Source organism: Streptococcus danieliae (assembly GCF_013415245.1).
GTDB classification, from domain to species: Bacteria; Bacillota; Bacilli; order Lactobacillales; family Streptococcaceae; genus Streptococcus; species Streptococcus danieliae_A.
The window spans coordinates 1-13,839 of record NZ_JACBXX010000118.1 but is presented as its reverse complement, the minus strand read 5'-3'; the positions used below and the strand labels follow the sequence as shown (position 1 = coordinate 13,839).

The 13,839-nt window shown below is 42.4% G+C and carries 10 protein-coding genes and 2 pseudogenes; 3 read left to right on the top strand and 9 right to left on the bottom strand.

Annotated elements, in window-relative coordinates; translation table 11 throughout:
* Window positions 1–120: 120 nt before the first annotated feature.
* The 6 genes and pseudogenes from HZY94_RS04870 to HZY94_RS04845 form a co-directional block, all read right to left on the bottom strand.
* Window positions 121–327: pseudogene (locus HZY94_RS04870) on the bottom strand (sugar ABC transporter permease); the annotation flags it as partial.
* Window positions 328–858: 531 nt separating this feature from the next.
* Entirely contained in the window at window positions 859–2,169 is a 1,311-nt protein-coding gene (locus HZY94_RS04865; protein ID WP_179925239.1) for an ABC transporter substrate-binding protein, read from the bottom strand.
* A 68-nt stretch (window positions 2,170–2,237) separates the two neighbouring features.
* Window positions 2,238–2,936 (bottom strand): annotated as a pseudogene (locus HZY94_RS04860) (N-acetylmannosamine-6-phosphate 2-epimerase).
* Window positions 2,937–3,044: 108 nt separating this feature from the next.
* Window positions 3,045–3,950 carry an ROK family protein gene (locus HZY94_RS04855; protein WP_179925238.1) on the bottom strand — a complete coding sequence of 302 codons (906 nt, stop codon included), beginning with the start codon at window positions 3,948–3,950 and terminating at the stop codon, window positions 3,045–3,047.
* Window positions 3,951–3,955: 5 nt separating this feature from the next.
* Window positions 3,956–4,879, bottom strand: coding sequence for a dihydrodipicolinate synthase family protein (locus tag HZY94_RS04850; RefSeq protein ID WP_179925237.1), 924 nt, complete (start codon window positions 4,877–4,879; stop codon window positions 3,956–3,958).
* A gap of 29 nt (window positions 4,880–4,908) precedes the next feature.
* Window positions 4,909–6,045: an ABC transporter ATP-binding protein gene (locus HZY94_RS04845; protein ID WP_179925236.1), complete on the bottom strand. Its 1,137-nt coding sequence runs from the start codon at window positions 6,043–6,045 to the stop codon at window positions 4,909–4,911.
* Window positions 6,046–6,387: 342 nt separating this feature from the next.
* Between HZY94_RS04845 and HZY94_RS04840 the strand changes: the two genes are divergently transcribed.
* Window positions 6,388–7,620: an IS110 family transposase gene (locus tag HZY94_RS04840; protein WP_179925235.1), complete on the top strand. Its 1,233-nt coding sequence runs from the start codon at window positions 6,388–6,390 to the stop codon at window positions 7,618–7,620.
* Window positions 7,621–7,871: 251 nt separating this feature from the next.
* The gene (locus HZY94_RS04835; RefSeq protein WP_179925235.1) at window positions 7,872–9,104 is read left to right on the top strand and encodes an IS110 family transposase; all 1,233 of its coding nucleotides are present in this window, start codon (window positions 7,872–7,874) and stop codon (window positions 9,102–9,104) included.
* A gap of 139 nt (window positions 9,105–9,243) precedes the next feature.
* On the opposite strand, the gene eno is transcribed toward HZY94_RS04835, so the two are convergent.
* Window positions 9,244–10,548 carry a surface-displayed alpha-enolase gene (gene eno, locus HZY94_RS04830; RefSeq protein ID WP_179925234.1) on the bottom strand — a complete coding sequence of 435 codons (1,305 nt, stop codon included), beginning with the start codon at window positions 10,546–10,548 and terminating at the stop codon, window positions 9,244–9,246.
* A gap of 147 nt (window positions 10,549–10,695) precedes the next feature.
* On the opposite strand from eno, the gene HZY94_RS04825 reads away from it, so the two are divergent.
* Window positions 10,696–11,142: a DUF1694 domain-containing protein gene (locus HZY94_RS04825; protein ID WP_179925233.1), complete on the top strand. Its 447-nt coding sequence runs from the start codon at window positions 10,696–10,698 to the stop codon at window positions 11,140–11,142.
* A gap of 44 nt (window positions 11,143–11,186) precedes the next feature.
* Here the strand turns inward: HZY94_RS04825 and HZY94_RS04820 are convergent, their stop codons facing one another.
* Window positions 11,187–11,819, bottom strand: coding sequence for a hypothetical protein (locus HZY94_RS04820; RefSeq protein ID WP_179925232.1), 633 nt, complete (start codon window positions 11,817–11,819; stop codon window positions 11,187–11,189).
* 59 nt (window positions 11,820–11,878) lie between these two features.
* Window positions 11,879–13,651 carry a glycerophosphoryl diester phosphodiesterase membrane domain-containing protein gene (locus HZY94_RS04815; protein WP_179925231.1) on the bottom strand — a complete coding sequence of 591 codons (1,773 nt, stop codon included), beginning with the start codon at window positions 13,649–13,651 and terminating at the stop codon, window positions 11,879–11,881.
* Window positions 13,652–13,839: the final 188 nt, after the last annotated feature.

Below are 13,839 nucleotides of genomic sequence, written 5' to 3'. Positions count from 1 at the left end.
GGCTTTAAAACACTTGAGGACGTGATTGATAAACTACAAGAAGTGATTCAAAGTTTGCATTGGTCTGACCTTAAATCTATTGTCCATAGAGAATGGATTTTTTCAGATTTTGAATTTGAATGAGTATAAGAAAATCGGATCCTGAAACATCCGGGTGTAATTGTCCAGACCTATAAATCGGAAACTGGTCATCGAATAATCAAAGAAGCTTGTAATAAAACCCATGATCATCGGTGCTAGAACAAAAATTGTAAAGAAAAAGAGAATCGGAGCTAAAAAAGCGTAAGAAATCAAGGACTCCCTCAACCGTATTTTATTCACTTTCACAAGAATTACCTCCTACTAGGACTTCCAGCTATTCTGAGATTGCAACCCTCATTTACTGTCAACATCTGACCTCATCACCCCCTTGATGAAACTTAGAGGCTGTAAGTTTTGCTGTCAATTTTGGGACCGGGTTGAAAAGCTCCTTCAGGGCTTTTCAATTTTCCTAATCATCAATTCGCCTGATTCGACTATTTTAATTTTTATGAGGTAGGAGTGTCTGGTGGAAGCAAACGACACCCCAGTCACTCGATCCCTTAAAGCTGGAAATCTGAAATAATACCCAATTAAAATCAAAATTAGAATACTCGAATAATTTCAAAGAATTGACTAGGAAAGCCGACGAAGGTAGAACTTAGGTTCATCAAGGAGGCTTGACAACGTCAAAATTTGAAATTAAATGAGTATAAGAACCCTCCCCTCACAAACGAGGAGAGGGCCTGACTATATTTCTACTCCGCTAATTTAAACCCACACCTTCTTTGCTTGAGTTTATTCAAGTTCAGTATGACTTTAAACGAGTTGGAATAGCCATTATTTTTTAATCGTTTCGTTGGCTTTTTCTGTGAAAGTCTTAAGAGCTTCCTCAGCCTTTTCATCACCATTTGAGACAGATTGCAACATTGGGAACCACAAAGTTCTCATTTCTGCAAAACCATCAATGGTGTTGTAGTATGGAGAATAATAGTTGGTCCACTCATTAATCGTTTCCATCCGTTTGTCTGTATAGAGTTTGCCATAGGAAACACGAACTGGGAAGGCTCCTGTGCGGACTACATTTTTTGGTCCCCACTCTTTATCATCAGCTAAGAATTGGACAAATTCTTTAGAAGCTTCGGCCTTCTTGTCATCCTTGTTATCAAAGATCGCAAATCCATTGATGAGGTATTCAAGGGCTGGTTTACCTTCTGGTGATGGGAAGGGTACTTCTACAACATCCACGCCACTTGCCTGTAATAATTTTTCTTGAAGGCCATTTTGACCAGTACTCCAAAGGAGAGTGTAGGCTGTTTGGCCATTGGCAAAGTTTTGAATATCTGCTCCACCGTCAAACTGGGAACCATTAGCTAGATAACCCTTATCCATCCAATCTTTGGCTTGTTCCAGCGCTTTGATAAATTCTGGACTGTCTGTTGTATACTTGCTGACTTCTGCATCGGTTACAGAACCTCCTTGCAAGTTGGCGAGGAAGGCGCGTGTTCCTTGATCTCCTCCCTGACCATTACTAAAGAGCGAACCTGGATTGTAGCCCTTGTCTTTCAAAGCTTTCAAGACTTTTTCAAAATCAGAAGTCTTCCAGCCCTCCTTAACAAGATCCTCAACACCTGCTTCTTTTAGCATTTCCCGGTTGAAGGCCATGTAGAACGGCGCTGAACTCAACGGATACATGTAGGCTTTGTCACCAGCCTTGCTCGCCTTAATTAACTCTTCATTGGTAATATCTTTCGTGAACTCTTCTGTAAAGAGGTCTGAAAGTTCAACCAATTTTCCATTTTTTCCGTATTGGATGATCCGACCAGGAGCATCAAAGAGGACATCGGGTGCTGTTCCTGCCTCAATGGCTGTCGTAATCTTTTCTGGCCCTGATTTGAAGTCGATCATTTCAAGATTGACCTTCACATCTGGATTTTGTTTTTCAAAGGCTTCAATGATTGATTTTTCATAGGTGCCTACACCATCTTCCGCCTTTTCCTGGGTGAACACAGGAAAGGCCCACCAGGTAATCTCCGTCTTACCAGAGTCATCCTGAGCCTTGCCACCTTCTTGTGCTGTTGAAGAACAAGCCACTAATGTAAAAGCTGCTGTTGCAAACAATAAACCACTGGCTAATCTTTTAAACTTCATACGATACTCCTTTATTCTTTTCTTCCCAGATGACCAGGCTAGGTCACCTGTTTAATCCTCATGTTGACTCATCGAAGGGCCTTGACAAAACGTTCGGTAATTTCTTTCGGACGTGTGATCGCCCCACCGACCACAAGACCTGCTACTCCTAGATCATGAACAGCTCTAGCTTCTTAAGGCGAATGAATTTTTCCCTCCGCAATGACATCCAAGCCCGCTTGAACCAGACGCTGCATCAACTCCAAATCTGGCCCCTCTGCTTGACGGCTATAGCTGGTGTAGCCCGATAGCGTCGTCCCAATAAAATCAATCCCAGCTTCAGCGGCTGCCAGTCCTTCCTCAAAGGTTGAGATATCTGCCATCCACAGCTGGTCTGGATACTTAGCCTGGATCTGAGCCAAGAAATCCGTCAGTGCCAGACCATCAAATCGCTCTCTGGCTGTACAATCGAGAGCAATCACATCAATTCCTAAGGCTGCTAAAGCATCCACTTCTTTCATCGTAGCCGTAATAAAGGGTTCTTGAGGCGGGTAGTCTCGCTTAATAATACCAATAATTGGTAAGTCAGAGATAGCTTGAATTTCCTGAATATCGCGCACACTATTGGCCCGCAAGGCACAAGCCCCACCTTCCTCTGCGGCCTTGGCCAACAAAGGAATAATTCCTCCCTCCTCACGATACAATGGCTCTCCCGGCAATGCTTGACAAGAGACGATGATACCATCTGAAACCTTTGCTTTAAAAGCCTCCTTTTTCTGCTTTCTCACATATCGGTCCCCCTATCCTTCATTTCTACCTTTATTATACCTTCCAAAGAAAGCGTTTTCTATAGTTGCTAACATTTAGACTCGAGTTTCCGCTTTTTACCTTTTGGGCTATTTTTTGAAAGAACTTTCAGAAGCCTGCATCCTTAAAAAATGCTTGACTGCTCCTAAGCGCCCTGCCTCATTCCCCATGGAAGCGGCTAAAATCTGTTCTGGTAGGAAACGCGAATCCACAACCAGCTCCGCTATTCTCTGCCGGAGTGCCGGTAAAATCTTATCTGCCCGCGCTAAAATTCCACCTCCAATCAGAAGAACCTGGGGATTTAAAAGGTAGGACATAATCAGAAGTCCCTGAGCCAAGTTACTAATAAAATACTCAAAAACCTGCTGAGCCTGCTCCTCACCTTGATCCAAGCGTTCAAAAAAGGCGCGCCCATCTGCTAATGCGACTCCAGTCTCCAGTTGATAGCTCTTGAGCAAACCGGTAGTCGAAGCAAGACTTTGCCAGTCTTGACTTCCAATCGGCAGATAGCCAACCTCCCCAGCAGTAAAAGCATGGCCATTGACCAACTTTCCTGCCTGCAGAATAGCTCCACCAATCCCAGTCCCAACCGTAATCATGGCCACATCTTGGTAGGCTTCATCTAATCCTTTCCAAGACTCCCCTAAAAGAGCACAGTTGACATCATTTTCAACAGAAACCGGAAGACCAAATGGATCCCCAATCTCCTTCTGAAAATCAAGGCCAGCATAGGCTGGAATGGTCGGACCGGCATAGACAATCTTCTTGCTCCTTGAATCCACAACTCCTGCTGTCGAAATGGCCAGGCCATCCAGACTCAACTCCGCCTGCACATCCCTCACCAAATCCCGAAGCTGGTCGGCTATCCAATTTTTCCCCTGGGTCATGTCGACCCCCGTTGCAAACTCGCGTGTATAACCTTGGGAAATCCCCTGCTCATCATAGACATCTGCCTTGATGGTGGTTCCCCCAATATCGATTCCTAAAAGATTCATGGCTCTTACTCTTTCACATAGCTCGCTCGAATATCCTGAATAAGACTCGCAATCTCACGCGCCAAGTCCCAATCTTGGTCCCCTAAATTAGCCAAGGGACTTCTGACAGGTCCTAAATCGATTCCCTCATTCACTCGCAAAACCTCTTTGGCAACTGCATACAAGTGACCTGAACCCGCCACCAACTTGGCAATGACTTCGTTAATCTTAAATTGAAGGGCTTGAGCCTGCTCCAAGTCTCCTAGCTGAATCAGCTTTTCTAATTGCAGGAAGAGGTCTGGCATCACCCCATAGGTACCCCCAATTCCACCTCGAGCACCCATTAAGCGACCACCCAAATACTGTTCATCGGGACCATTAAAGACAATCGAATCCGCTCCCCCAATCGCCGCAAAGGATTGAATATCTTGGACAGGCATAGATGAATTCTTCACTCCAATAACCCGTGGATTTTTCTTCATCTCCTGATACAGAGAAGGGGTCAGCGAAACCCCTGCCAGTTGCGGAATATTGTAAATAATAAAGTCCGTCTCCGGAGCAGCCTCGCTAATCGCATTCCAATAAGCTGCAATAGACTTCTCGGGCAGTTTAAAATAAATCGGCGGAATGGCTGCAATGGCATCAACCCCCAAAGCTTCCGAATGGCGGGCCAAGTCCATACTATCCTCGGTATTATTGCAAGCCACATGGTTGATTACCGTCAATTTCCCTCGGGCAACCTCCATAACTGCTTCCAAAATTTGCTTACGATCCTCAGGACTCTGGTAAATACACTCACCCGAGGAACCATTGACATAAATCCCCTGCACCCCTTTGTCGATAAAATACTGAACCAAAGACTGAACGGCCGCTGGACTAACCCGTCCTTGTACATCATAGGCAGCATAAAAAGCGGGAATAATTCCTTCATATTTTGCTAAAGTTGACATCTGTCCCCTCCCTTTTGAACATGAGTAGACTAGAGAGCAATCCGTTGGCCCGTTCTTGGATCAAAGAAATGACCTTTGGCACATTTAAAAGCAAATTTGATTTTTTCACCTGGTGCTAAATAATTTTGAGCGTCCACCCGGGCAGAAAATTCTTGAGAGCCAATCTTACAATAGAGAATCGAATCACTGCCCAATAGTTCAGCTACAACCACTTCAGCTTCAACAACTGCATTCGGGAATGTATCCAAAACCAAGGGATCTGCAGAAACATCCTCAGGCCGAATTCCAAAAATCACCTTCTGCTGCATATAACCCTTAGCCTTCAACAGCTTCCGCACTCCTTCTGGAATCTCTAGCCGGAAATCTTCTCCTTGAGTAATTGTATTTCCTTCTACAGTTACCTCAAAAAAGTTCATGGCTGGACTACCAATGAATCCGGCTACAAAGAGATTGGCTGGCTCATTGTACAACTCCTGAGGACTACCAACTTGTTCAATTCGACCAATCGTTCCTGTCCCTTTTTCATTCTTAGTTGCACTCATGATAACAATCCGGTCAGCCAGGGTCATGGCTTCTGTCTGGTCATGCGTTACATAGATGGTTGTCGCACCAATCTTCTGATGAATCCGAGCAATCTCTGTCCGCATCGATACCCGTAACTTAGCATCCAAGTTCGACAGCGGCTCATCCATCAAGAAAACCTTAGCATCCCGAACAATCGCCCGGCCCATAGCAACCCGCTGCCGCTGACCTCCAGATAGATCCGCTGGTTTCCGATCCAGAAACTCTGTCAAGCCTAGAATCTCAGCAGCTTCCTTGACCCGCTGATCAATCGCATCCTTGGAATACTTCCTAAGTTTCAACCCAAAGGCCATATTTTCGTAGACCGTCATGTGTGGATAGAGGGCATAGTTTTGAAAAACCATGGCAATATCCCGATCCTTAGGAGCTACCTCATTGACCAACTGATCACCAATATAGAGCTCCCCGCCTGTAATATCTTCCAAACCAGCAATCATCCGTAGCGTGGTTGATTTACCACACCCCGAAGGACCTACAAAAACAATAAATTCCTTATCCTGAATATGCAGGTTAAAATCCTCTACCGAATAAAAATCACTATTCGGATACTTTTTATATAAATGGTTCAGCTTTAATTCGGTCATGCTATTGCTCCTTTTCGGAAAAATATATCTGTTCCAAGGACCTAGTCCCCTCACCCTTATTATACGATTAATAGAAAGCGTTTTCAATTAGCTCTAAGATTTAGATTATAGATTCTAAATTCCAAAAACAGGGCCTGATTTTGAAAGAACTTTCAGAATCAGGCCCTTGAGCACACAAAAAACTCCAAGCAGGCTTTGCCTGCTAACTCATGACAGAAAAAGATGCTTAGCCTATAATAAAAGTGAGCAATACAAATCCGTGGGTTTAATAGGGCTTTGCCTAGCCTGTACAAAAAACTGGATGAATAAGAGCCATGAGATAACTCGAATACGCAAAGAAGCGTGAAAATAAAATTACATTTAGTCTCTTATTCGATTGTTCAAAATAAGAATAGGAGGCTTTTTTCAATGGAAGTTATGATTGAAACCTGTTGTGGAATTGATGTCCACCAGAAATCTATTGTCTGCTGTATCCTTGATGGTCCACTAACAACTAGTAAGCCTAGGAAAATTCAGAAACAATTTGGAACTACGACTGTAGCTCTTCAAAAAGCTTTGACTTGGTTAGAGGAGAATCATGTAACCCATGTTTTCTTTGAATCTACAGGACAGTACTGGATTCCTCTTTTCAATATCTTTGCTGACTCTGATTTAACTTTAGTTCTAGCCAATCCCCAACATATCAAAAATGTTCCTGGGCGTAAGACAGATGTGAAGGACGCTGAATGGATGGCACAGTTGGGAAGATGTGGGCTAATTGCTTCTTCTTACATTCCAAGTCCAGAAGTTATGCAGTTACGTTTACTAACTCGTCGTAAATCTTCTTACAAGCAACGTCAAACACAAGTCAAAAATGAGATTCACAACATACTGCAACGTGCTAATATTAAATTGACCAGCTATTTATCCGATATTTTCTCAAAGACAGGGCAAGCTCTACTTTCACTGTTTATTGATGGTGAGGTTATCGACTATGATAGTGTCAAATCTTGTATGCAAAAGCGGGTTAAAGCTAGTCCTGATGAACTAGTAGAAGCTATGAATGGAAAATTGTCGCTGGAAGATCGTTTTCTCTTGAATCAAAGTTTGGAAGAATATCGGATGTATCAGAAGCTCATTGAGACTTTGATTCAAGAAATCAAGGATTATATTCAAAGACATTTTCCAGAAGAGAACCAGATCCTTCAAACTTTACCTGGGGTAAGTGAAGCTGCTGCTGCAATTATCTTAGCTGAGATTGGACCAGATGTGCAGGCTTTTGAAACCGATGGCCATTTGGCTTCTTGGGCTGGATTATGTCCTGGCTCCTATGAAAGTGCTGGTATTAAAAAATCCTCACATATTACACAAGGAAATCCCTATATCAAACATGCTTTAACGATGTCTGGCATGATTGCTGCACATTCTAAAGATCCTGCTTTTTCATCACTATACAAACGAGTTTCCCAAAGAGGAAGTAAGATGAAAGCCGTCATTGCTTGTGCCCATAAACTACTGAGAATCATTTACAAACTGCTTTCCACACATCAACCTTATCAACAAGAAAAGGCCTTAGGACTGAGGCAACAGTTCTAAGGCCCAAAATAAAAATTAAAAAATTCACAAGAATAGTATAACACAGAGAGCGTCTTTTTGCGCTTTTTTACTGTCTTTTTTTCAAATAAAACTCCAAGCAGGCTTTGCCTGCTAACTCATGACAGAAAAAGATGCTTAGCCTATAATAAAAGTGAGCAATACAAATCCGTGGGTTTAATAGGGCTTTGCCTAGCCTGTACAAAAAACTGGATGAATAAGAGCCATGAGATAACTCGAATACGCAAAGAAGCGTGAAAATAAAATTACATTTAGTCTCTTATTCGATTGTTCAAAATAAGAATAGGAGGCTTTTTTCAATGGAAGTTATGATTGAAACCTGTTGTGGAATTGATGTCCACCAGAAATCTATTGTCTGCTGTATCCTTGATGGTCCACTAACAACTAGTAAGCCTAGGAAAATTCAGAAACAATTTGGAACTACGACTGTAGCTCTTCAAAAAGCTTTGACTTGGTTAGAGGAGAATCATGTAACCCATGTTTTCTTTGAATCTACAGGACAGTACTGGATTCCTCTTTTCAATATCTTTGCTGACTCTGATTTAACTTTAGTTCTAGCCAATCCCCAACATATCAAAAATGTTCCTGGGCGTAAGACAGATGTGAAGGACGCTGAATGGATGGCACAGTTGGGAAGATGTGGGCTAATTGCTTCTTCTTACATTCCAAGTCCAGAAGTTATGCAGTTACGTTTACTAACTCGTCGTAAATCTTCTTACAAGCAACGTCAAACACAAGTCAAAAATGAGATTCACAACATACTGCAACGTGCTAATATTAAATTGACCAGCTATTTATCCGATATTTTCTCAAAGACAGGGCAAGCTCTACTTTCACTGTTTATTGATGGTGAGGTTATCGACTATGATAGTGTCAAATCTTGTATGCAAAAGCGGGTTAAAGCTAGTCCTGATGAACTAGTAGAAGCTATGAATGGAAAATTGTCGCTGGAAGATCGTTTTCTCTTGAATCAAAGTTTGGAAGAATATCGGATGTATCAGAAGCTCATTGAGACTTTGATTCAAGAAATCAAGGATTATATTCAAAGACATTTTCCAGAAGAGAACCAGATCCTTCAAACTTTACCTGGGGTAAGTGAAGCTGCTGCTGCAATTATCTTAGCTGAGATTGGACCAGATGTGCAGGCTTTTGAAACCGATGGCCATTTGGCTTCTTGGGCTGGATTATGTCCTGGCTCCTATGAAAGTGCTGGTATTAAAAAATCCTCACATATTACACAAGGAAATCCCTATATCAAACATGCTTTAACGATGTCTGGCATGATTGCTGCACATTCTAAAGATCCTGCTTTTTCATCACTATACAAACGAGTTTCCCAAAGAGGAAGTAAGATGAAAGCCGTCATTGCTTGTGCCCATAAACTACTGAGAATCATTTACAAACTGCTTTCCACACATCAACCTTATCAACAAGAAAAGGCCTTAGGACTGAGGCAACAGTTCTAAGGCCCAAAATAAAAATTAAAAAATTCACAAGAATAGTATAACACAGAGAGCGTCTTTTTGCGCTTTTTTACTGTCTTTTTTTCAAATAAAAGTCCTTCTAGCAAAATCTGCTAAAAGGACTCTCAGCCTTTAGGAAGGCTTATTTTTTAAGGTTGTAGAATGATTTCAAACCTTTGTATTGAGCTACTTCACCCAATTGATCTTCGATGCGAAGCAATTGGTTGTATTTAGCGATACGGTCAGTACGTGACAATGAACCTGTCTTGATTTGACCAGCGTTTGTTGCAACAGCGATATCTGAGATTGTTGAATCTTCAGTTTCACCTGAACGGTGAGAAACAACAGCTGTGTATCCAGCTTCTTTCGCCATTTCAATCGCTTCAAATGTTTCTGTCAAAGTACCGATTTGGTTAACTTTGATAAGGATTGAGTTTGCAGCACCTTCAGCGATACCTTTTTCAAGGTAAGAAGTGTTTGTAACGAAGAAGTCGTCACCAACCAATTGAACTTTATCACCAAGACGCTCAGTAAGAACTTTCCAACCATCCCAGTCGTTTTCGTCCATACCATCTTCGATTGTGATGATTGGGTATTTTTCAACCAATTCAGCAAGGTAATCTACTTGCTCAGCAGCTGTACGGACAGCAGCTCCTTCACCTTCGAATTTAGTGTAGTCGTAAACTTTGCGCTCTTTGTCGTAGAACTCAGATGATGCACAGTCAAATCCGATGAAGACATCTTTACCTGGCACATAACCAGCAGCTTCGATAGCTGAGATGATTGTTTCTACAGCATCTTCAGTTCCTTCGAATTTAGGTGCAAATCCACCTTCGTCACCAACAGCTGTTTCAAGACCACGACCTTTAAGGATTTTCTTAAGAGCATGGAAGATTTCAGCACCGTAACGAAGAGCTTCTTTGAATGTAGGTGCTCCAACTGGCAAGATCATGAACTCTTGGAATGCGATTGGAGCATCTGAGTGAGATCCACCGTTGATGATGTTCATCATTGGAGTTGGAAGTACTTTAGCGTTGAAACCACCAAGGTAGTTGTAAAGTGGTACATCAAGGAAGTCAGCAGCAGCACGAGCTACAGCGATAGAAACACCAAGGATTGCGTTCGCACCCAATTTACCTTTGTTTGGAGTTCCATCAAGTTCGATCATAGCACGGTCGATCGCTTGTTGATCACGTACATCAAAACCAATCAAAGCTTCTGCGATGACGTTGTTTACGTTGTCAACAGCTTTTTGTGTACCAAGACCTAGGTAACGAGATTTATCTCCATCACGAAGTTCTACTGCTTCGTGCTCACCTGTAGAAGCTCCTGAAGGAACCATACCGCGACCAAATGCGCCAGATTCTGTGTAAACTTCTACTTCAAGTGTTGGGTTACCGCGTGAGTCAAGGACTTCGCGAGCGTAAACATCAGTAATAATTGACATTTCTTACTCTCCTTATGAGTTAATTTTTATTACCCTTCTATCATAACGTAAAAAAAGTGGTTTTTCAAGGAAAAATTGGAGCGTTGTGAAATAAATTGCAAGTTCTCCTTTCCCTTAGACGTCTTTAAAAAGTGCTATACTGGAAATATGGAAAATCTTGAAAAAACACTGATGCAAAAAGCAACCGGTTGCCAGCGCTTGGATCCTGACCAACAACGAAAGTATCTCGAAACCTTTCAAGAAAGAGTTGCCTGCCAAGTTTCAATCGCAGAAGCCAAGGAAGCTACTGTTAAAGACAATTTACCAGGGATCATCACCAGCTTAAAAAACAGCTACTCCCCTCTCTACCTCAAAATCTCACCCAGTCTTCCAAATGACCTCCAATTGGCCTACCTCAAAATCGGAAAAGAGCAAGAAATTGCAACAACCATTGTATCTGATGACTGCCAACACTCCCCTTTCGGGCTAATTCTCCATTCCGACCATGCCCTGAATCTAGAGGACCCCAGCATTCAAACCTATCTCCCCCAGAAACCAAGTAAAACAGAAAGTAAGGCCAAAAAAGGCTTCTTCCAAAAACTCTTCGGAGGCTAACAAAGACCCCAATTCCTATGTGAATTGGGGTCTTCTGCGTATCTCTAGGGCTTAATTTGCGATTCTAACATGGCTAGCAAACGTTCGCGATTTAACTTGAGGTAAACAATGGCCTGGCCATTATGAATTTCAATACTCTCCAAGGCATAGCCTTCTGCAGGAAGTGTAATCGGTAGCGTCAAATCGTCCCGTCTAAAATCCTGAGGCAGAGTGCCTTGGTTTAGAACCATACGCAAGAGAGCTTTTGGCAAAGGAATTTTCCCCAATTTAGCAGACTGAATCACTGCTTCTAATTGGCCTTCCTTGGTCACCAAATCCAAATTCAACTCCAATTGACTGGTCACCGGTCCAAACAACTCAAGTGGATAACGAACCTGGAGGTTGGACTGCTCAAATTGAATGGCGGAGTCTGCCAAATCTTGTTTTTGTTGGTCAGACAGATTCTCATTCAAAATCGATTTTAAATCATTATTGGCAACAACCATTTGCGAAGTCAAGCCATCTCCGGTGGAGGTCAAATTAGACACTGCTTGCTGCATCAAGGTAACAAAATTCGTTTTCTCTTGCCAAGCCCCAAAGCGCTCCTGACTAGTGACCGGCTTGCTAGGAAGAATCAGGTACCAGGCAAGACCCAAGATAACCAGGAGTATTGTTAAAAATTTAAAAAATCCTTTCATGTCCTACTACGCTTTCTAATCTTATTTTGCCCCCATTATACCATAGAACTCTGGTTCCCCTAGACACCACTATCTTCAATTAAGCGGATAAACCGGTCCCAGTAGCTGGTCTCATCTGCCAGTTCTCCTTTATAGGCTTGCACCTTATCTGGGAAGTCCGTGATCATTCCATCTAGAGGTGTTTGGAGGTAGCGGATCATCTCCGCTTCTTCATTGATGGTCCAAATGTAGAGCGGTTTTTTGGCTGCCTTAGCCTCTTCGACCAATTGGTTCGAATAAGAGAATTCCTCAACCGCCAAAAAATCAACCTGATCCAATTGCAAATCACCAAAATTAAAGGGAATTACATAACCTGTCTCAATCGCTGGCTCCTTGTCTTCCAATTCCCGCATGACTTCATGTTTCAAGGACATGACTGGATAGGTGTGATCTGGATCGAGACGTTTCAATTCTGCTAACACCAGGTCTACATAATTATCCGGTTCTGCTCCATGTGGTTTCAATTCGACTAGAAGCTTGATGTTATTTTCCTTGGCTACTTGGACAAACTCCTCAAAGGACGGAAGGATAGCCTTGTGACCATTTTGTTCCAGAGCCAGCCCTACAACCTCATCATAGGTCATATCGGCTACTTTTTTATCAAGTCCAGCCAGGCGTTTTAGGTTATAGTCATGCATCACCACCAATTTTTGATCCTTGGTCATCAAGACATCCATTTCGACCAAATCAGCTCCCGCTTCTTTAGAAGCCTTAATTCCTTCAAGGGAATTTTCAACAGCTTTTTCCACAAAACCACGATGGGCAATGGTTAATTGCTTGGTATTCAAAACCTGACTGATTAAGTGCAAGCTATTACCGGCCATATAAATCAAAAATAAGAAGGCTAATCCGAGATTAAGGAGCAGCTTTCGAACCGTCGGCCGTTCCCGCTGAGCTTGTAAGTGAGAAGCTACCCGATTTTCTTTAATGATTTCCCACACTAGGAAGGTCATTAAGGATAATTTGGTTAAAAAGGTAAAGAAACCAATCAACCATTCAAGAAGGGTTAGGAAAAAACTCTGGATTACTAGCGACTGTCCCGCTTGGTCGACCAGAGTGGAAGCCACAATCACTCCCCCAACCAACAGAAGGACAAGAACCGTAATCGCTACTTCAACCAAAGTCCAAGATCCAAGCAGGCGAAGTTTACCTTTCTTGGTCAGCAACCAAGAATCTTTAATGGCTTGCCGAATGCTGACTTGGTTAACCGAAATCAAGGGTAGGGTGAAAATCAAACGCAAGTTCAGGTAGGCTACCAGTAGAAAAAGAACCGGCAATAAAATACTTCCCCAGCTTGACTTGGTCAACTCACCGGTAATAAAAGCGGGGATATAGAGTTTACTGGTTAGGGAGGGGCCAAATCCGAGATTGGCCACTGGGATCAGCGACACCAAATACAAGATAAAGACTGGTAAATCTAACCATCTTTGTTTGGTCAAGCTGGTCCATGTATAATAACCAATCTCTCTCCAGCTAAAGTATTGCTGCTGATAGGCCCCATAAACCATCAAAGCTAGAGCGGTCATTTCAAAAAAGATCAGACCCGCCGTGAGGATAAAAAAGACTAAGGTTGCTAAGAGACTAATTGGATTCAACAAGATAACTGTCAGGTTATCCAAGCGTAGACTTTCCTGATTGGCAGAAAATAAAATGAACCGGAATGAAAATTCAAGGATATAAACGCCCACAAATCCAACTAGAATCTGTAAAATCCCGAGGCGGATAAAGTAGGTCCAAATATCCGAACCTAGGCCTTTCAAGACCTTCCCCACGTCCTTAAAAATCGTTTTCATGATTTCTCCTTTAAGAAAGGCTCTATAATTTCTATAGTGGGTAACGACCCAAAATAGGGATTATAGGGCTTTTTGAGGTACAAAAAAAGCCCCATATGACCTATAATGAATAGTGACCAAACCAACATTAGGAGAATCATATGGAACTTATTTATAATACCACAGAATTACTCGGAATTACAGATAGA